Origin of the sequence: Melghiribacillus thermohalophilus, assembly GCF_004342905.1 — a bacterium.
Classification (GTDB): Bacteria; Bacillota; Bacilli; order Bacillales; family Alkalibacillaceae; genus Melghiribacillus; species Melghiribacillus thermohalophilus.
In genome coordinates this window covers 355836-373643 of the sequence record NZ_SMAN01000001.1, presented here as the reverse complement: position 1 = coordinate 373643, position 17808 = coordinate 355836, and the positions used below count along the sequence as shown (strand labels likewise).

Below are 17808 nucleotides of genomic sequence, written 5' to 3'. Positions count from 1 at the left end.
CATGACAACGGTTGCTTTTCACACACTGGGCTGTAAAGTCAATCATTATGAAACAGAGGCTATCTGGCAATTTTTTAAAGAAAATGGCTATGAACGGGTGGATTTTGATCACCATGCCGATGTGTATGTGATCAATACCTGTACAGTAACCAATACCGGAGACAAAAAGAGCCGGCAGGTCATTCGCCGTGCTGTCCGGAAAAATCCGGAAGCTGTCGTATGTGTAACCGGGTGTTATGCCCAGACCTCACCGGATGAGATTCTGGAAATCCCGGGTGTAGATGTGATAGTGGGGACCCAGGACCGCAAACGGATGCTTGAGTATATCGAAGAACATAAGAAAACCCGTCAGCCCGTCAATGGTGTGAAGAATATTATGAAAACACGGGTCTTTGAAGAAATGGATGTTCCGACATTTACGGACCGTACCCGTGCGTCTTTGAAAATTCAGGAAGGATGCAATAACTTCTGTACGTTCTGCATTATTCCATGGGCAAGGGGGCTCCTTCGCTCCAGAGATCCAGAAGCTGTTATTGAACAGGCCCAGAAGCTGGTGGATGCCGGATACAAAGAGATTGTCCTCACCGGTATTCATACAGCCGGATATGGTGAAGATATGAAAGACTATAACTTTGCCATGCTCCTGCAGGATCTGGATGAAAAGGTGGAAGGTTTGAAGCGGATTCGCATTTCTTCCATTGAGGCTTCTCAGGTAACGGATGAAGTGATTGATATCCTGGATCGTTCTGAAAAAATCGTCCGTCATTTGCACATCCCGCTGCAGTCCGGCTCGGATTCGGTGTTAAAACGGATGCGCCGAAAATATACAACAGAATTTTACAAAGACCGGATTGAAAAAATTCGGGAAGCACTTCCCGGTCTTGCCATTACATCCGATGTCATCGTCGGATTCCCTGGAGAAACAGAAGAAGAATTTCAGGAAACCTTTGATTTTATTAAGGAAATCGGCTTTTCTGAACTTCATGTCTTCCCGTATTCCAAACGGACCGGAACTCCAGCTGCCCGGATGAAAGACCAGATTGACGATGAAGTGAAAAATGAGCGGGTCCATAAACTGATTGAACTTTCCAATCAGCTGGCAAAAGAATATGCCTCCCGGTATGAAGGAGAAGTGCTGGAAGTCATTCCGGAAGAGCCTTATAAAGAGGAGCCGGACAGCGGCCTTTATGTAGGCTATACCGACAATTATCTGAAAGTGAAATTTCCGGCGAATGAAGACATGGCTGGTAAAATCGTCCGGGTTAAAATTACCAAAGCAGGCTATCCGTATAACGAAGGGCAGTTTGTGCGGGTTATGGATGACGTACCGGCTGATAAACAGATAGAGCTCTCTTCTTAATGGATAAACTGTCTTGAAGCATAAGCTTTAGGACAGTTTTTTTGTGTCATTGTATAATAACATCTTTAACGCTCTATTCGAGATGGGTTCGTACAAAAAGAATAGCATTTTTTTATGTGGGGTGGTATGATGAAAGAGGTACGGACAACGATCGGGAAAGGAAGATGTTAAATGACACACTCTATAGCAAGCATGATTGATCATACACAGCTGAAACCAGAAACAACGGCTGACAAAATACAGCAGATTTGTGAGGAAGCAAAAGAGTTTGGATTTGCTTCCGTCTGTGTCAATCCCCACTGGGTATCATACTGTTTTGACCGGCTGAAAGAGACACCGGTAAAAATATGTACAGTCATCGGCTTTCCCCTGGGTGCTACAACAAAGGAAGTCAAGGCCTTTGAAACAAAGCAGGCGATAGAAAATGGGGCAGAAGAAGTAGATATGGTAATCAACATTGGAGCTTTGAAAAACGGTGAAGATGATGTGGTGCAGGATGACATCAGGGCGGTAGTGGAGGCGGCCAGAGGAAAAGCCATTGTCAAAGTCATTATTGAAACCGCTCTTTTAACGGATGAGGAAAAAGTCAAAGCATGTGAACTATCGAAAGCTGCCGGAGCAGATTTTGTAAAAACCTCAACCGGATTTGCCGGCGGGGGTGCAACTGTTGAGGATGTTCGCTTAATGAGGGAAACGGTAGGCGAAGAAATGGGAGTGAAAGCATCAGGTGGAATCCGTGACCGAAAGACAGCCGAAGCGATGATCGAAGCCGGAGCAAACCGCATTGGTGCAAGCTCCGGTGTACAGATTGTAAAAGGAGAAATAGGGGAAAATACTTATTAAAGGACACAAAGCTTGACGATATAGCGCCCGGTACAGAATCCGGGCGTTTGATGTAGTTTATGACGGGTGTGACGAATATACATTTTAAAAATCCCTTTTATCCACGGTTTCCAGAAATTCCAAAGAGAAAGGCAGGGGTAATGATGAATCAACGGTTAAATGAAACAACTAAAAAGCGCTACAACCGAATTTCTTCAGTTTTTCGTATGAACCATTATGAGGATCGGTTGTAAGGCGACTGGTATTAGATCCGAATATATAGGCAATGTTGTTATGTACATGTGTCTTTAAAAAGCAGGTGATCCATTCATCGGATATAGACTTTTATATCAAATAAGCAAAAGGAATGAGCCTTCACATTCTCCGGGATGATGACCAGTTCATGATAACCGGCAAAAAGAAAAGCTGCCAGAAAAACCGTTGTAAAAGGATACATGTGTTTTTGTTTGAAGTTAGAGATAACATAAAAATAGAGAACCAAAAACAAACATACATACCATAAAAATATTGTTTTAATGAGGGTGTCTGAGTCATGATATGGTACCATGTCTCCAATCATAGCCCCCATCATTCCCCCCATCATTCCCCCCATCATTCCAGAGAGAATTCCATGAATGACAGACAAAAAACCAAACGAAATTCCGCCCAACAATCCTGCCACGGTTCCAACGATGATTCCTGAAACCGTTGACAGCAAAAGTTTGCCCTTGAGGAATACTCCCAAAAATGTTCCGAACATTAGACCAATCAGCATTCCCGCAGCCATGGAACATACCATTCCAGCCATTTCATGTAAATGTTTACGAAATCGCGTGACTAACAGAATAAATCCTGCACCTAGGAGAAGGGATAAGTAAATCGTAAGACAAAATCCAATTGTCATTTCCTAAAGCTCCTTCACCATTGACTTCATGTTATGTATATGTGTTGTCCAAAACCATCATTCATGAAATGTTTTACCATAAGAAAGGTTTTGTAGCTGAATTCTTTGGGAATATAGGAAAAAAAAGGAGGAATGTATATTCTTTTATGGAGGATGGCCATTTTTAAAAGGATCGGCAGAAGAATTCAGCCGGAAAAACCCGGGCATGATGACGTTAATTGCCCTGGCCATTGTTGTTGCTTATGTTTACAGTACTCTGTCCACATTTATTTTAGAAGGGAACAATTTTTTCTGGGAGCTGGCTACTCTGATTGATATCATGCTTCTGGGTCACTGGATTGAAATGAAGTCGATTATGGGAGCATCGAATGCACTCGAGAAGCTCGTCCAAATGATGCCATCAGAGGCCCATTTAGTGCAAAAAAATGGAGAAGTAATCGATGTTCCAGTTACAGATCTGAAAAAAGGGGATTCTGTTCTGGTCAAACCAGGGGAAAAAATACCTGTTGACGGTATGATTTTAAAAGGCCAATCGTCTGTTAATGAATCCATGCTGACCGGGGAATCTGTACCGGTTGAGAAGCAAATGGAGGATTCTGTTATCGGAGGTTCCATTAATGGGGAAGGATCACTGACCATACAGGTAGAAAAGACTGGAGAAGACAGTTATCTTTCCCAGGTAGTCACAATGGTAAAAGAGGCACAGGAATCCAAATCCCGGACACAGGATCTGTCCAACCGAGCTGCCAGATGGCTGTTTTATGTGGCACTGTCCGCTGGAATAGTTACACTGGGAATCTGGCTCATACTGGGTTATGATTTTTCCTATGCGTTAGAGCGGATGGTTACCGTAATGGTCATAGCTTGCCCACATGCATTAGGCCTCGCTGCTCCACTTGTTGTGGCCAGGTCAACAGCGATAGCAGCAAATAGAGGCCTTCTCATTCGTGATCGGGCCAGTTTTGAAAATGCAAGAAACCTGAAATTAGTGGTATATGACAAAACAGGTACTTTAACCGAAGGAAGGTTTGGGATAACTGAAATCATTACAGAAAATGGCTTTGAGGAAAATGAAGTCCTGATGTATGCCTCATCCTTAGAATCACTATCTGAACATCCCATTGCGCAGGGGATTGTTGACGAAGCGAACAATCGGAATATCACTTATTATGATCCGCAAGAATTTGAATCCATCACAGGAAAAGGGCTTGAAGGAATGGTGAGAGGAAAACGTGTAAGAGTGGTTAGCCCCGGATTTATGAAAGAAAACGGCATCACGTTTCATGAGGAAATGTATCAAACGTTATCCAGGCAGGGGAAAACAGTGGTGTTTGTTCTTATAGATAACCAGCTTGCAGCTATGATTGCCCTTGCGGATCAGATTCGTGAAACCGCAAAACGTGCCATTTCCCGCCTGAAAGAGATGGGGATAGAATCCATGATGCTTACAGGCGACAACAGACAAGTGGCCCACTGGGTTGCGGAACAGCTTCAAATGAATCAGGTCATTGCAGAAGTTCTCCCCCATGAAAAAGCGGATGTGATTAAAAAAACCAAAACAGAACATCGACAAATCGCCATGACGGGTGATGGTGTAAATGATGCACCGGCACTGGCCAATGCAGATTTAGGAATTGCCATCGGAGCTGGAACCGATGTGGCAATGGAGACGGCAGATGTGGTGCTGGTGAGAAACAATCCAGAAGATGTCGTATCGATTATTGATCTGTTAAGAAAGACTTACCGGAAGATGGTTCAGAACTTGTAGTGGGCAGCCGGATATAACATCATTGCTATTCCCCTGGCGGCAGGCATTTTGTTTCCGGCTGGTCTGGTTCTCAGCCCTGCAGTAGGTGCGGTCCTCATGTCACTCAGTACCGTTATTGTTGCCATCAATGCACAGTTGCTGAAAGAATAGAAGGAAAATCCCGTGTGAATGCAAGTCGCTGCTGTATTTACCCGGGAATTTTGCATTTATGCTATTCTACAGGCTAATATAATATGATTGATTGGCTGATGAGCCACTCATCCACCTTTTTGTCGTAAGCAATCGTTACATTATCAAATGTATTCATTTCTCTGTACGGTTCCGGACAGGATACATCCATATTATGAACCGGGCAAAAGGTTGTACAAAAGGAAGAAATAAAAAGCTAATGGCTCCGTTAAAAAGGACAGCGGCATGGGCCAGTTGTCTTCCTGGTATCTCCGACAGGTGCATGACAAACTCTGAAAATGTAGAAATAAATGGGATAAAACAGATAACCCCTGTAATATTTACCCATACATGGGCAAGGGCCGCGCGCTTTCCCTCAATTCCCCCACGAATGGAGGCTAAGAGAGCTGTAACACATGTTCCGATATTCGCTCCCAAAAGCATGATAATCGCTGTACTTAATGGGAGAATACCTTCATTCATAAAACTCATTAAAATGCCGGTAAAGGCGCTGGAAGATTGAATCACAGCCGTGATTAATGTTCCAAATAGGATGCTGAATAGGGACGAATCCCTGATGTTATCGATATAGTGCTGAAAAGCCGGTGTTTCCTGAATAGGCTGAGCCAGATTCTCGAACCCAAATAAAGCTGTAAAAATCGTTCCCAGTCCGAATAATATACAGCCTGCAGCAAAAAACTTTTGTTTATGGGCAAACAAGAGAACTGTACCAGTCATTAATAACAGCCACATCAGCCAGACATTTGAGAGTGACAGAAGCTCTCCTGTGACCGTTGTGCCAAGGTTGGCGCCCAGGATAATCCCAATGGAACTGGAGAAGGATAAGATCCCTGCTCCTGTTAATGTAACAGTTAGTACCATGGTTGTGGAACTGCTCTGGAGAATGCCAGTTGCCAGCACACCAATGACGAAACCTTTCATAGGGCTGGATGTATACTTCTTCAGCAAGGTTTTCATTCGATTGTAGGAAAGCTGCTGAACACCAATTTTTAATATGGTTAAGCCGAACAGAAACAGGGTAAGAAAAGTAATAAAGGCAGAAAAGAGATTGTCCATTCGTTTTTCACCTCATTACATTCTATGGAACCACTGGACAATCATGAAAAAATTTCTTTTTTTCATGATTGATTTCATGGAATCAGGTGTTGAAAATAGGTCCTGTATAGTTGACCATGTAACATTGTTTTAATATAATATACAAAGGTTTGTATCTTTTTTTGGGATGCAGGTCAAATTGATTATGTGTTGTGTGCACTTGGAGGGAGGGAAAATAGCATGTCAAATACAACTCGCGTACGAAAAAACGAATCTCTTGAAGATGCTCTTCGTCGCTTTAGACGTGCAGTTTCTAAAAATGGCACACTTTCTGAGTACCGCAAACGTGAATATTATGAAAAGCCAAGCGTGCGCAGAAAGAAAAAATCAGAAGCTGCTAGGAAGCGTAAAAGATAAGAAGAGGGTGTATAGACGATATGGCTTTACTGGAACGTCTTAATCAGGATATGAAACAGGCTTTGAAAAATAAAGAAAAAGAGCGATTAGGCGTTATTCGCATGGTTAAGGCATCACTTCAGAACGAAGCAATCAAGCTCGGAAAGGATCAGCTTTCTGAAGACGAAGAATTGACAGTCTTATCACGCGAGTTAAAGCAAAGAAAAGAATCCCTCCAGGAATTTAAACGTGCAGGCCGCGATGATCTTGTTGACAACGTGCAGGCCGAAATAAATGTTTTAGAGACATATATGCCGGAGCAGTTATCTGATGAAGAGCTGGAATCCATTGTGCTTGAAACCATCGAGGAAACCGGGGCTCAATCCAAACAGGAGATGGGCAAGGTGATGGGTGCCATTATGCCAAAAGTAAAAGGAAAAGCAGATGGCTCAAAAGTTAACCAGATGGTTTTAAAGCATTTATCGTAGTGGAAAACCCTTGTTATGATGAGCATAGCAAGGGTTTTGTCATTAGCCGGATAATGATCAATTCGATCCTGTTCATAAAGTTATCAAGGGTTGTGCTTCCAGTTTCATCACCCGGTCCCCCGGGCTCAACCGGGGCTCAGCTGCCCTTCTTTGAACAACAATGTTAACATAATCCCACTTCTGAATTGCCCGCTTTCACCGATGCTCCCAGTTTTCAGAGGTTTGGAATATGTTTCACGTCCTTCTTTAGGAAAAATTCCTGAAACTATAGTATTCTTTCAGCCGTATACACATAATACAACAGAAGGGAGGTACCAGATTGAAAAAGGTTGTGCTTAAACAGCTCATCGTTCTACTAGGCATGATTCTATTTATATCCCCTTATATCCCAGATCATGTCTATGCTGAAGGAGCAGGACAGCAGGTGTACATCATTCCTATTGAAGAAACCGTAGAAAAAGGGATGGATGCATTTCTTCACCGTGCAGTTGAAGAAGCACTGGAAAGTGGCGCAGATTACATAATTTTTGAACTGGATACACCTGGCGGAATAGTAGATGCAGCACTGGATATTGGCGAATTACTTCGTTCCATCGAAATACCGAATGCCGTTTACATTGTCAATAAGGCTCTTTCAGCCGGTGCATATATTTCGTTAAATGCAGATGAAATTTATATGAAACCGGGAACATCCATTGGTGCAGCCGGTGTAATCACAGGAGAAGGTAATGCTGCTGATAAGAAAACTCAGTCTGCCTGGATTTCCAATATGACGGCCGCTGCCGTTGAAAATGGACGTGATCCAGTTTATGCACAGGCCATGGCTGATGAATCGATAGATCTGCCGGAGTATCGTGCTCCTGAAGGTGAATTTCTGACCCTTTATGCGGATGAGGCACTGGAGGTCGGCTATGCTGAAGGAATTGCCGAAGACCGTACAGAACTCCTGCACATGTTAGGACTGGAAGCTGCAAAAGTGGAAACGATACAGCCTACATTTGCTGAACAGCTTGCAAGATTTATAACTGATCCAGTAGTAGTTCCTATCCTCCTTTCCATCGCCAGTCTGGGGCTTGTTCTGGAATTGTACACCCCTGGTTTTGGCATACCTGGAATCATGGGGCTTTTATCGTTACTCCTCTTCTTTTACGGGCATTTGATTGCCGGATTGGCCGGATATGAATCCATCATTTTAATTATTTTAGGTTTAATCTTGGTCGTCCTGGAATTTTTTGTTCCCGGCGGCATCATGGGTATCATTGGTGCTATCCTGATTGTCATCTCCCTTCTTCTTTCCGGGGCGGATATCGGATATATGGCCTTCAGCATTGGAATTGCCTTTCTGGTATCGGTTGTGGCCTCTGTTTTATTATTTAAGACAATAGGACTTGAAAAAGGTCTTTTTCGGCATATTATTTTAAAAGACCGAACAACGACCGAAAAAGGATATGTATCCAATGCTAATCGGTTAGATCTGATCGGAAGAACCGGGGAATCCCTTACGCCGCTCAGGCCTTCAGGAACCGCAGTTTTCGATGATGAGCGGCTGGATGTGGTGTCGGAGGGGAGCTTTATCCCGGCAAATCAGCCGGTCAAAATAATCAGTGTTGAAGGATCTCGAATTGTTGTTCGAGAAATTAAATAAAACGAAAATAACAGGAGGTAGAAAAAATGGAACTTGTTGAATTGCTCCCAATACTGATAATTGGAATCATTATTATTGCCGTAGCTGTATTATTTACCTTTATTCCGGTCATGCTCTGGATCAGCGCACTCGCAGCCGGAGTGAAAATCAGCATCTTTACACTCATTGGTATGCGCCTGAGAAGGGTTGTACCAAAAATGGTCATTAACCCGTTAATCAAGGCACATAAAGCGGGTGTAGATGTGAATACGAATCAACTTGAAAGCCACTATCTTGCTGGGGGAAATGTCGATCGGGTTGTCAATGCCCTGATTGCAGCAGAGCGGGCAAATATCGAATTAAGTTTTGAGCGCTGTGCTGCGATTGACCTTGCCGGCCGGGATGTCCTTGAAGCTGTTCAAATGAGTGTGAATCCAAAAGTGATTGAAACCCCGTTTATTGCCGGTGTGGCCATGGATGGAATTGAAGTGAAAGCGAAAGCTCGTATCACAGTACGGGCCAATATCGACCGTCTTGTCGGAGGTGCGGGTGAAGACACCGTCATTGCCCGTGTTGGTGAAGGAATTGTATCTACAATCGGTAGTTCCGATGATCACAAAAAAGTTCTTGAAAATCCTGATTTAATTTCGAAAAATGTCCTGTCCAAAGGTCTGGATGCTGGAACGGCATTTGAAATCCTGTCCATCGATATTGCCGATATTGACATCGGCAAAAACATCGGTGCGATTCTGCAGACTGATCAGGCTGAAGCAGATAAAAATATCGCACAGGCCAAAGCAGAAGAACGACGCGCCATGGCGGTTGCCCAGGAACAGGAGATGCGTGCGAAAGTACAGGAAATGCAGGCTAAGGTGGTTGAAGCTGAATCTCAAGTGCCCCTTGCTATGGCCGAAGCTCTTAAAAAAGGAAATATTGGTGTGATGGACTATATGAATTACAGAAATATTATGGCGGATACGGACATGCGGGACATGATCAGCAAAATCAGCGAATTTGAAAATGAAGATAAAAACGATGACAGATAAAGCCCCTTGTAAGGAGGCGATCGGATGGAAGCGATTTTTATATTTATTGCCATCATTTGGATGGTATTAAATTTTTTCTCTAATGCTTATGGTGAAAATCAGCGCGATAAACAGCCCAAAAAAAATGTAAAACCGGTGCGGCACCAGCAGGAAACCCGAAACCCGAATCCGGAACCTGAAAGGAAGTTAGAACCTGAGGAGGCTTTTTTTAAACATCCTGAACCAGAGGATGAACCGGAAGAGAGCCGTTTTCAAGAAAAGCTGGAGCAGCTTGAACGGGATAAACAGGTGTATGATGCCCTCCCTGATTATCCATTGGTAGCCAGGTCTGTTCGTCCAGGAAAAATGGATTCCAGGGTTTCAATGCAAAAGCAGATGACCAGAAAAAGAATTGTTGAAAGCATCATTATGAGTGAAGTGCTTGGGCCTCCCCGGGCCCGTCAGCCGCTGAACAGCCAGCTGCGAAAAAAATAATGCACAGGTTCAAATTCTTTAGGAAGCGTGGAATGTTGTGATACATTCCGCGCTTTTTTCATACATATATATTCGAGAAGGGGGCCTTAGGATATGGCAAAGTGGCAGAGAAGAATGAAGCAGTGGCTCATCAATCAATTTGACATGCCAGAAGATGTGATGCATGAATTTCCGCGAATTACCACGATTGGACAAATTCATGCCTATATTGAAAATCACAGGGGCCTCGTAACTTTTTCTGATCATGAAATATTACTCAAAATGACAGGGGGATACGTGAAAGTAACCGGGGAGAAGTTTGTGCTAAAAATGATGCTTCCGGAAGAAATTTTGGTGGAAGGTCATATACACTCTGTTCAGTTCATTGAAAAGTAGGATTATGTTCAGGGAGGGAAGCCAGTGAGGATAAAACAGGGGTTGTTTTTTCAAGGATCCATCACCATTTTGATCAAAGGAAAAAAACCGGAACGTTTTTTAAATGAGTTAATGAGAGAGAATATACCGATATGGGACATCAAAAGACATGGAGAAAATGTCCTGGAAGCCACGATCTATTTTAAGCATCTTTCCGCTTTGAGAAAACTGCGGAGACAACATCGCTTTACCATATTATTTAAACATCATTACGGACTCCCTTTTCTGCTTGGTGCACTTCGGTTAAACAAGCCTGTTATCACCGGGCTCTTGATTGGCCTGATCGTCATTTTTCTTGTTTCAAATATGGTGTGGCAGGTCAAAATAATAGGGGTTACCCCGGAAATGGAATACAAAATCAAAAATCAGCTTGAAGAATATGGTTTGCAAGAAGGTGTCCTAAAATTTTCACTGGGTTCCCTGGAATATATGGAACGAAGTATTCTGAAAGATGTGGACGGTTTGTTATGGGTTGGGATTCAGGAAAAAGGTACCACATATATCGTTCAGGGAGTTGAACAGAAGGATGCGGAACCAAAGGAGCCCGAAGGTCCACAGCATTTAATAGCGGCGAAAAAGGGGACAATCCTTCAGCTGCTTGTTGAATCCGGACAACCGGTTGCAGAAGTTCATCAATATGTGGAAAAAGGCGATCTGCTTGTCTCAGGTCTTATCGGTGAAGATGAAGAGTCCAAGAAAATGGTCCAGGCAAAAGGGAAAGTCTTTGCCGAAACATGGTATCAAAGTCATATTGAAGTTCCATTAAGGGCAGAATATTTCACATTAACCGGAAATCAGGATCAAAAGTTTGGCCTTGAAGTTGGACAGGTGTCTTTTCCGATATGGGGTTTTTTTACCGACGATCAGGGAGATTCATTTAAGCAGGTCGAAAGAAAACCGGTTTACTTTCTGAAATGGAAGCTACCGCTAACCTTCGTTCAGACCACTTATTTTGAAAGAGATCATGTGATTCAAAACCGTACAGAAGAAGAAGCTGTTGAAACCGGAATCAATCAGGCACGTAAACAATTATTGAGACAGCTTGGCCATGACTCAGAAATTTTAGAGGAAAAAATTTTGCGAAAGACCCGTGAGAATGGTAAAGTAAAATTAATCTTATTTTTTAAAGTGAAAGAAAATATTGCAAAACCTCAACCAATAAATCAAGGAGAATAAAGTATGCAAGAACAACTCCAGAAGATCGATATCCAGCTGGATGACTCTTCCGAAGCTCTCGCGTTATTTGGACCAGAAGACCGACACCTGAAGCAAATTGAAGAATATTTACCGGTTCATATTGTCTCAAGGGGAGAGGATGTCCATGTTTCCGGCAGGGATTTTGACATTCAAACCGTGGAGAACGTTCTGTTTGCCCTGCTAAAACTCATCCGCAAAGGACTGACCATTACAGAACGTGACGTGATTTATGCTGTAAAACTGGCACAGTCCGGACAAATTGATCAGCTGGGTACCCTTTTTGAAGACAAAATTACGAAAAATGCCAGAGGTAAAGCCATTCGGGTGAAAACGCTCGGACAAAAAGCGTATGTAACCGCCATTAAAACCCATGATCTTGTATTTGGCATTGGTCCGGCGGGTACGGGTAAGACTTATTTAGCTGTGGTGATGGCCGTTCAAGCACTGCGGAATGGTGCCGCAAAACGGATCATTCTGACACGCCCTGCCGTAGAAGCCGGGGAAAGTCTGGGGTTTTTGCCTGGAGACTTAAAAGAGAAAGTGGATCCGTATCTACGCCCGTTATACGATGCTTTACATGATATTATGGGGGTTGAACATACGTTGCGGTTAATCGAAAGAGGCACCATCGAAATCGCTCCCCTTGCCTATATGCGAGGAAGGACACTTGATGATGCATTTGTCATTTTAGATGAAGCGCAGAACACAACATCTGAACAGATGAAAATGTTTTTAACCCGTCTTGGTTTCGGTTCTAAAATGGTGATCACCGGGGATATTACCCAGATCGATTTGCCGAAAGGACAGACATCGGGTTTAACCATCGCAGAGAAACGGTTGAATAATGTAAAAGGAATTTCCTTTTGTTATTTGTCCCAGACAGATGTCGTACGCCATCCGCTTGTCCAAAAAATTATTGATGCATATGAAGAGTAGACGGTAAGACCCCCACAGCAGGGTCTTATTTCTATATAGGACTGGCTTTCCTGAAACGGAGGGAAAGAAATGGATAAAAACAGGCTAACGATTTTCGGGAAAATATGGAGTGGAAAAAATGGATTCATCTGGGCGATTCTGTCTGTTCTGATCATTGGAGTATTTTTCTATCTGGTGGCATTTTCGAATGTGTTTCCAGAAACGTACGACCTGGAAAAGTATACGAGGGCCAATGAAACGATTCGTTCACCTATAACCATTGAAGACAAAGAGGCTACAGAAGAGCGAATTCGGAATGCAGTTCAGTCAGTGGAGGAACAGTATACCATTTCGGATGAAATCACAACGGAACGCCTGAATTATGTTCATGAAATTTTCGACGCCGCAATGAAGGTTCAGGAAAGGGATAAAGACCCGGAGGAGGATCCTGAGTCCCTTTTGTCAGATGAAGAAAAATTTGATCAGTATTTAAAAGTATTGTCTGCCGAAATTACGCAGCATGTTTCCCTGGAAAGTCTAAAGACGATTTTTTATACAGAACAGGAACAAAAAAATACAGTTAAAACCTTTCTTGTTTCATCCATTGAAAAAACGATGGAACAGGGGGTTCGCAGTGAAAATCTTAGAACAAAAGAGAATGAGTTTAAAATCAATGTTCAGTATGAAAATTTTCCGTCAGCTCTTCAGCAGGCGGTGATGGAGATCGGAGTTTTTGCCATTTCGGAGAATGCTTTTTTTGATCCGGAAAAAACCCAGGAATTAAGGGCCGAGGCAGCCAATAAAGTTGAACCGGTTATGATTCATGCAGGTGAAATGATTGTCAGGAAGGGAGAGTTTATTACAAATGAAATTTTTGACCAGCTGGCTCTCGTAGGGGTACTAAATCAGGAAAACAATATTCTGCCCTATTTGGGCCTGGCCTTTATGACCTTGATTTTAATGCTAGTGTTATTTGCAGAGTGGAACAGACAAAAACGTTGGGATAAAAATACAGTGATCATCGTGCTGTTGATTAGCCTGGGGATGATTTCGATTTTAAAAATATTCAGTCATTTTGATTCCCAGGACCGCTCCCTCTTTTATGCCGTCCCAATCGCTTCGGGAGCCATGTTGATGAAATACCTCGTAAATGGGCGGTTTGCACTCGTTCTTTCAGGAATGTTAGCTATCATGGGAGCGATTTTATTTAACTATCAGCTGGCAGGGTATATGAATGTTCAGGCAGGTATTTATTTTTTGATGTCCCAGTGGACCAGTATTTATTTGTTCAGGCAGATCACTGATAAAATAAAGATGCTGAAAGCGGGTCTTGGTATATTCATTGTAAATTTACTGGTCATGTATTCATTTATCTTTTTATCCATGGATTCCTTTATGTTGATGGAAATCATCACCATGACCATTTATGGGTTTGCATCCGCATTTCTATCGACCGTCCTTACTCTCGGAATTATTCCTTTTTTTGAGGGGAGTCTTGGAATTTTATCTGAAGGCCGGTTATGGTCTCTATCCAACCCGAACCACCCTCTGCTGAGAAAAATCCTGACAGAGGCTCCGGGCACCTATCACCACAGTGTCATGGTTGCCAATTTAAGCGAAGCAGCTTGTGAGGCTGTCGGTGCAAATGGATTACTTGCCAGAGTAGCATCGTATTATCATGATGTTGGAAAAACAAAAAGCCCGCAGTATTTTATAGAAAATCAAATGGGACAAAAAAACCCCCATGATTATTTAACACCAGAGGAAAGTGCAGAAATCATCATCCGTCATCCCTATGACGGAGTTAAGATGCTGAAAAGACACAAGCTGCCACAGGAAATCATCGACATTGCTGAACAGCATCATGGAACCACGTTGCTGAAATATTTTTATTACAAGGCGAAAGATCAAGATGACAGTGTCAAAGAAGAGGATTTCCGATATCCCGGTCCAAAACCCAAGACCAGAGAAGCGGCCATTGTCAGTTTATGTGATTCAGTGGAAGCAGCTGTACGGTCTATGAAAAAGCCGACCATGGAAAAAATTGAAGATGTCGTGCAAACCATTATCTTTGACCGTCTAAAAGATGGACAATTAGACGAATGCCCGCTCACATTCAAGGATTTAACGAAAATTAAAAAAGCGGTATGTGAAATCCTGCAAGGAACATTTCATTCTAGAATTGAATACCCTAAACCTGAGGGCAGGCAGGTTGTAAAGGAGGCCAAATGATGATTATTGATTTTCATGACGAAACCAATACAGTAACCGAAGACTACATTGACTTAATTGACCGATTAATCCGATTTGCTGCAAAAGAAGAAGGAGTTCCGGTGGAAGCCGAAATCTCTATCACGTTTGTTGATAATCGGGAAATTCAGGTCATCAATCGAAATTACAGACAAAAGGATCAGCCGACAGATGTCATCTCATTTGCCATGCAGGAACAGGGAGAAGGAGAAGTTGCAATCATTGGCGATGAAATCCCCCTATTACTAGGTGACATCGTCATTTCCATAGATAAGGCAAAGGAACAGGCTGAGGATTATGGACATAGCCTGGAACGGGAACTTGGCTTCCTGGCTGTCCATGGCTTTTTGCATTTATTAGGTTATGATCATCAGACACAAGAACAGGAACAAAAGATGTTCCAGAGACAAGAGGAAATCTTAAATGAGTTTGGACTCAAAAGATCCTAAAAAGAGGGGAATCGGATTTTCCTTTGCCTTAAAGGGGATTTTGGATGTCTTCCGGTCGGAGATGAATTTTAAAATCCACGTCATCAGTGCCGTTCTGGTCATTTTTATTGGTCTTATTACTCATTTGTCTGAGGTGGAATGGTTATTTATTCTGCTTGCCATTGCTATGGTATTCCTTGCAGAGATTCTCAATACAGCCATTGAACAGCTTGTGAATTATTTGTTTACTGATTACCACCCGGTCGCCGGAAAAGTAAAAGACATGGCAGCAGGTGCGGTATTCATTGCAAGCCTGTTTGCTCTGGCGGTTGGTCTGATCATATTTATTCCAAAAATCGTTTCGGTAATCGTTGGCCACTGATCAGCCAGGATGGTCATGATTCAGGATCATTCACTGAATCCGATTTTTGGTCGACAGCATGCAATAAGGGAATGTTTTGTAGTAAAATAGTTAAAAAAATGGCGTACAAAAATGATGTGGAGGAAGAGAAATGATTCAGCCAGATTTTCGCTCGGGTTTTATTGCCATTATCGGAAGGCCGAATGTTGGAAAATCTACATTTATGAACCAAGTCATTGGACAAAAGGTTGCGATTATGAGTGATAAACCCCAGACTACTCGGAATAAAATTCAGGGTGTATTAACAAAAGAAAAAGCCCAGTATGTGTTTATTGACACACCCGGAATTCATAAGCCGAAGCATAAACTGGGTGACTTTATGGTAAAGTCAGCTGAAAACACATTGAACGAAGTCGATCTAGTATTATTTATGGTGGATGCCGACCAAGGATACGGAGCTGGAGATCAATATATTATGGATCGTTTAAAATCAGTCAGCCAGCCTGTGTTTCTGGTTATCAATAAAATTGATCAGGTTCACCCTGACGACCTGTTAACCGTGATCGATCAGTATCGCACCAAAATGAATTTTTCTGAAATCATTCCCATTTCAGCAAAGGAAGGGCATAACATCGAACGGCTGCTGGAGGTGATGGCTGACTATTTGCCGGAGGGACCAAAATATTACCCTGACGATCAGGTAACCGATCATCCTGAGCGCTTTATCATGGGAGAGATGATTCGTGAAAAAGTATTGCATTTAACCCGGGAGGAAGTTCCACACTCGATTGCTGTTGTCATAGATTCGGTTCAGAAAAGGGAGGATCAGGACATTGTTGATGTCCAGGCTACCATCATTACCGAACGCCCGTCCCAAAAAGGGATCATCATCGGAAAACAGGGAAAGATGCTTAAAGAAATTGGGAAAAGGGCCCGTGAAGATATGGAAGCGCTTTTAGGGTCGAAAATATACCTTGAATTATGGGTAAAAGTGCAGAAAGACTGGAGAAATCGCCTGACTCAGCTGAGAGAATACGGGTACAGGGAAGGTGAGTATTAAACTATATACATGGAAAATATTTTTACTCATGAAGCGTTTGTCCCTGTTAAACATAAAAGTAAAAGCAGTTGTTTTTTCAAAGTGTATTTGAAAAAACAGAAAGGTGGGGTTCCAGTGATTGATCTTTCCTGGAAAGTTTTCAGTAAAACAGGTAATATTGAAACGTATTTGCTGATGAAAGAACTGGAGATGACTTATGAACAAACAATGAACAACCAGCCTCGCGATCAGGATCAAGTGGAGGATGGATTTAAACATATAAAGTAGGGTGAACAGGGTGTTTGAGAAATTAAATGGAATTGTCTTGAAGACAAGGGATTATGGAGAAACACATAAAATTATCACACTGTTTACAAAAGAAAGGGGAAAAATTGGCGCAATTGCAAGAGGTGCCAAAAAACCCCGAAGCAGAATGGCTGCTGTTACGCAGCCCTTTGTTTACGGTACTTATCTTGTTCAGGTCAGCAAAAATTTAGGGAATCTTCAGCAGGGAGAGATCATTGATTCTTTCCGGTATATCAGAGAAGATATTGTAAAAACGGCATATGCAGCTTACCTTTCTGAATTAACCGACCGGTTGTTAGAATCCCACAGCCCTGATGTTATGTTATGGGAGCAGCTTTTACATACGCTTGAAAGAATGTCAGATGAACCGGATGTCCTAACCATGATGTATGAATTAAAGGTGTTTGAAAGGGGAGGTTTTGCTCCTGAACTCAGTCGCTGTGTTTCATGTGGGAGCTCCCGTGGAATCCAGTCTTTTTCTGTAATCGAAGGTGGCTTTTTGTGTTCAAAATGTAACTTTCACGACCCAGATGCGATTGATCTGGACCAAAAATTAATTCAAATATTGCGTTACCTGAGATATCTAAATGTAGAACGGGTTGGCCAGATTTCCATAAAACCCGAAAACAGAAAAATGCTGCGCCGGATACTGGATGACTACTACGACCGCTATGGGGGATATCATTTGAAATCCAGAAGGTTCATCCAGCAGTTAGACAGGTTCGAATGGTAATGTATTTGTTAGGGATGTCCCGATTCAAGAAGGACATCCCTATTACTTTGTGGAAAAAA

Annotated in this window: 18 protein-coding genes and 1 pseudogene; 17 read left to right on the top strand and 2 right to left on the bottom strand. The window is 42.6% G+C overall.

Features of this window, described 5'->3' with window-relative positions; translation table 11 throughout:
- Window position 1: 1 nt before the first annotated feature.
- Both mtaB and deoC read left to right on the top strand, forming a co-directional pair.
- Window positions 2–1360, top strand: a complete 1359-nt coding sequence (gene mtaB, locus EDD68_RS01920) for a tRNA (N(6)-L-threonylcarbamoyladenosine(37)-C(2))-methylthiotransferase MtaB (RefSeq protein ID WP_132370522.1) — start codon at window positions 2–4, stop codon at window positions 1358–1360.
- 171 nt (window positions 1361–1531) lie between these two features.
- Entirely contained in the window at window positions 1532–2203 is a 672-nt protein-coding gene (deoC, locus tag EDD68_RS01915; protein ID WP_132370521.1) for a deoxyribose-phosphate aldolase, read from the top strand.
- A 307-nt stretch (window positions 2204–2510) separates the two neighbouring features.
- Here the strand turns inward: deoC and EDD68_RS01910 are convergent, their stop codons facing one another.
- A complete protein-coding gene (locus EDD68_RS01910; protein WP_132370520.1) occupies window positions 2511–3086 on the bottom strand; it encodes a hypothetical protein in 576 nt (191 codons plus the stop codon).
- A gap of 100 nt (window positions 3087–3186) precedes the next feature.
- Between EDD68_RS01910 and EDD68_RS01905 the strand changes: the two are divergent.
- Window positions 3187–5004 (top strand): annotated as a pseudogene (locus tag EDD68_RS01905) (copper-translocating P-type ATPase).
- Between the two features lie 153 nt (window positions 5005–5157).
- Here the strand turns inward: EDD68_RS01905 and EDD68_RS01900 are convergent.
- Window positions 5158–6099: a Na/Pi symporter gene (locus tag EDD68_RS01900; protein WP_132370519.1), complete on the bottom strand. Its 942-nt coding sequence runs from the start codon at window positions 6097–6099 to the stop codon at window positions 5158–5160.
- Between the two features lie 219 nt (window positions 6100–6318).
- Between EDD68_RS01900 and rpsU the strand changes: the two genes are divergently transcribed.
- The 14 genes from rpsU (at window position 6319) to recO (ending at window position 17749) form a co-directional block, all read left to right on the top strand.
- On the top strand, window positions 6319–6495 hold the full coding sequence (gene rpsU, locus EDD68_RS01895; RefSeq protein ID WP_132370518.1) for a 30S ribosomal protein S21: 177 nt from the start codon (window positions 6319–6321) through the stop codon (window positions 6493–6495).
- 20 nt (window positions 6496–6515) lie between these two features.
- Window positions 6516–6962, top strand: coding sequence for a GatB/YqeY domain-containing protein (locus EDD68_RS01890; RefSeq protein WP_132370517.1), 447 nt, complete (start codon window positions 6516–6518; stop codon window positions 6960–6962).
- Window positions 6963–7281: 319 nt separating this feature from the next.
- Window positions 7282–8607 (top strand): NfeD family protein, encoded by a 1326-nt coding sequence (locus EDD68_RS01885; RefSeq protein ID WP_424399140.1) that lies wholly within the window; start codon window positions 7282–7284, stop codon window positions 8605–8607.
- Window positions 8608–8633: 26 nt separating this feature from the next.
- Window positions 8634–9632: a flotillin-like protein FloA gene (gene floA / locus EDD68_RS01880; protein ID WP_132370516.1), complete on the top strand. Its 999-nt coding sequence runs from the start codon at window positions 8634–8636 to the stop codon at window positions 9630–9632.
- A 24-nt stretch (window positions 9633–9656) separates the two neighbouring features.
- Window positions 9657–10106 (top strand): hypothetical protein, encoded by a 450-nt coding sequence (locus EDD68_RS01875; RefSeq protein ID WP_132370515.1) that lies wholly within the window; start codon window positions 9657–9659, stop codon window positions 10104–10106.
- Between the two features lie 93 nt (window positions 10107–10199).
- Window positions 10200–10481: a sporulation protein YqfC gene (yqfC, locus tag EDD68_RS01870; RefSeq protein ID WP_132370514.1), complete on the top strand. Its 282-nt coding sequence runs from the start codon at window positions 10200–10202 to the stop codon at window positions 10479–10481.
- Between the two features lie 24 nt (window positions 10482–10505).
- Complete coding sequence (gene yqfD, locus EDD68_RS01865; RefSeq protein WP_132370513.1) at window positions 10506–11696, top strand: sporulation protein YqfD; 1191 nt, start codon at window positions 10506–10508, stop codon at window positions 11694–11696.
- Window positions 11697–11699: 3 nt separating this feature from the next.
- Window positions 11700–12653: a PhoH family protein gene (locus tag EDD68_RS01860; protein ID WP_132370512.1), complete on the top strand. Its 954-nt coding sequence runs from the start codon at window positions 11700–11702 to the stop codon at window positions 12651–12653.
- A 69-nt stretch (window positions 12654–12722) separates the two neighbouring features.
- On the top strand, window positions 12723–14864 hold the full coding sequence (locus EDD68_RS01855; protein WP_132370511.1) for an HD family phosphohydrolase: 2142 nt from the start codon (window positions 12723–12725) through the stop codon (window positions 14862–14864).
- Window positions 14864–15331 carry an rRNA maturation RNase YbeY gene (gene ybeY, locus EDD68_RS01850; protein WP_132370510.1) on the top strand — a complete coding sequence of 156 codons (468 nt, stop codon included), beginning with the start codon at window positions 14864–14866 and terminating at the stop codon, window positions 15329–15331. Before EDD68_RS01855 ends, ybeY begins: the two co-directional genes overlap by 1 nt.
- Window positions 15312–15692 carry a diacylglycerol kinase family protein gene (locus EDD68_RS01845; protein WP_243646722.1) on the top strand — a complete coding sequence of 127 codons (381 nt, stop codon included), beginning with the start codon at window positions 15312–15314 and terminating at the stop codon, window positions 15690–15692. The genes ybeY and EDD68_RS01845 overlap by 20 nt, the downstream gene beginning before the upstream one ends.
- A 130-nt stretch (window positions 15693–15822) precedes the next feature.
- Complete coding sequence (gene era, locus EDD68_RS01840; protein ID WP_132370508.1) at window positions 15823–16731, top strand: GTPase Era; 909 nt, start codon at window positions 15823–15825, stop codon at window positions 16729–16731.
- A 114-nt stretch (window positions 16732–16845) separates the two neighbouring features.
- Window positions 16846–16998: a YqzL family protein gene (locus EDD68_RS01835; protein WP_132370666.1), complete on the top strand. Its 153-nt coding sequence runs from the start codon at window positions 16846–16848 to the stop codon at window positions 16996–16998.
- A 10-nt stretch (window positions 16999–17008) separates the two neighbouring features.
- Complete coding sequence (gene recO, locus EDD68_RS01830) at window positions 17009–17749, top strand: DNA repair protein RecO (RefSeq protein WP_132370507.1); 741 nt, start codon at window positions 17009–17011, stop codon at window positions 17747–17749.
- The last annotated feature ends 59 nt before the right edge of the window (window positions 17750–17808 follow it).

What these genes read in the sequence shown, in the direction of transcription:
- mtaB (WP_132370522.1), top strand. Translation starts at nt 2, where the DNA reads ATGACAACGGTTGCTTTTCACACACTGGGCTGTAAAGTCAATCATTAT.
- deoC (WP_132370521.1), top strand. Translation starts at nt 1,532, where the DNA reads ATGACACACTCTATAGCAAGCATGATTGATCATACACAGCTGAAACCA.
- EDD68_RS01910 (WP_132370520.1), bottom strand. Translation starts at nt 3,086, where the DNA reads ATGACAATTGGATTTTGTCTTACGATTTACTTATCCCTTCTCCTAGGT.
- EDD68_RS01900 (WP_132370519.1), bottom strand. Translation starts at nt 6,099, where the DNA reads ATGGACAATCTCTTTTCTGCCTTTATTACTTTTCTTACCCTGTTTCTG.
- rpsU (WP_132370518.1), top strand. Translation starts at nt 6,319, where the DNA reads ATGTCAAATACAACTCGCGTACGAAAAAACGAATCTCTTGAAGATGCT.
- EDD68_RS01890 (WP_132370517.1), top strand. Translation starts at nt 6,516, where the DNA reads ATGGCTTTACTGGAACGTCTTAATCAGGATATGAAACAGGCTTTGAAA.
- floA (WP_132370516.1), top strand. Translation starts at nt 8,634, where the DNA reads ATGGAACTTGTTGAATTGCTCCCAATACTGATAATTGGAATCATTATT.
- EDD68_RS01875 (WP_132370515.1), top strand. Translation starts at nt 9,657, where the DNA reads ATGGAAGCGATTTTTATATTTATTGCCATCATTTGGATGGTATTAAAT.
- yqfC (WP_132370514.1), top strand. Translation starts at nt 10,200, where the DNA reads ATGGCAAAGTGGCAGAGAAGAATGAAGCAGTGGCTCATCAATCAATTT.
- EDD68_RS01860 (WP_132370512.1), top strand. Translation starts at nt 11,700, where the DNA reads ATGCAAGAACAACTCCAGAAGATCGATATCCAGCTGGATGACTCTTCC.
- EDD68_RS01855 (WP_132370511.1), top strand. Translation starts at nt 12,723, where the DNA reads ATGGATAAAAACAGGCTAACGATTTTCGGGAAAATATGGAGTGGAAAA.
- ybeY (WP_132370510.1), top strand. Translation starts at nt 14,864, where the DNA reads ATGATTATTGATTTTCATGACGAAACCAATACAGTAACCGAAGACTAC.
- era (WP_132370508.1), top strand. Translation starts at nt 15,823, where the DNA reads ATGATTCAGCCAGATTTTCGCTCGGGTTTTATTGCCATTATCGGAAGG.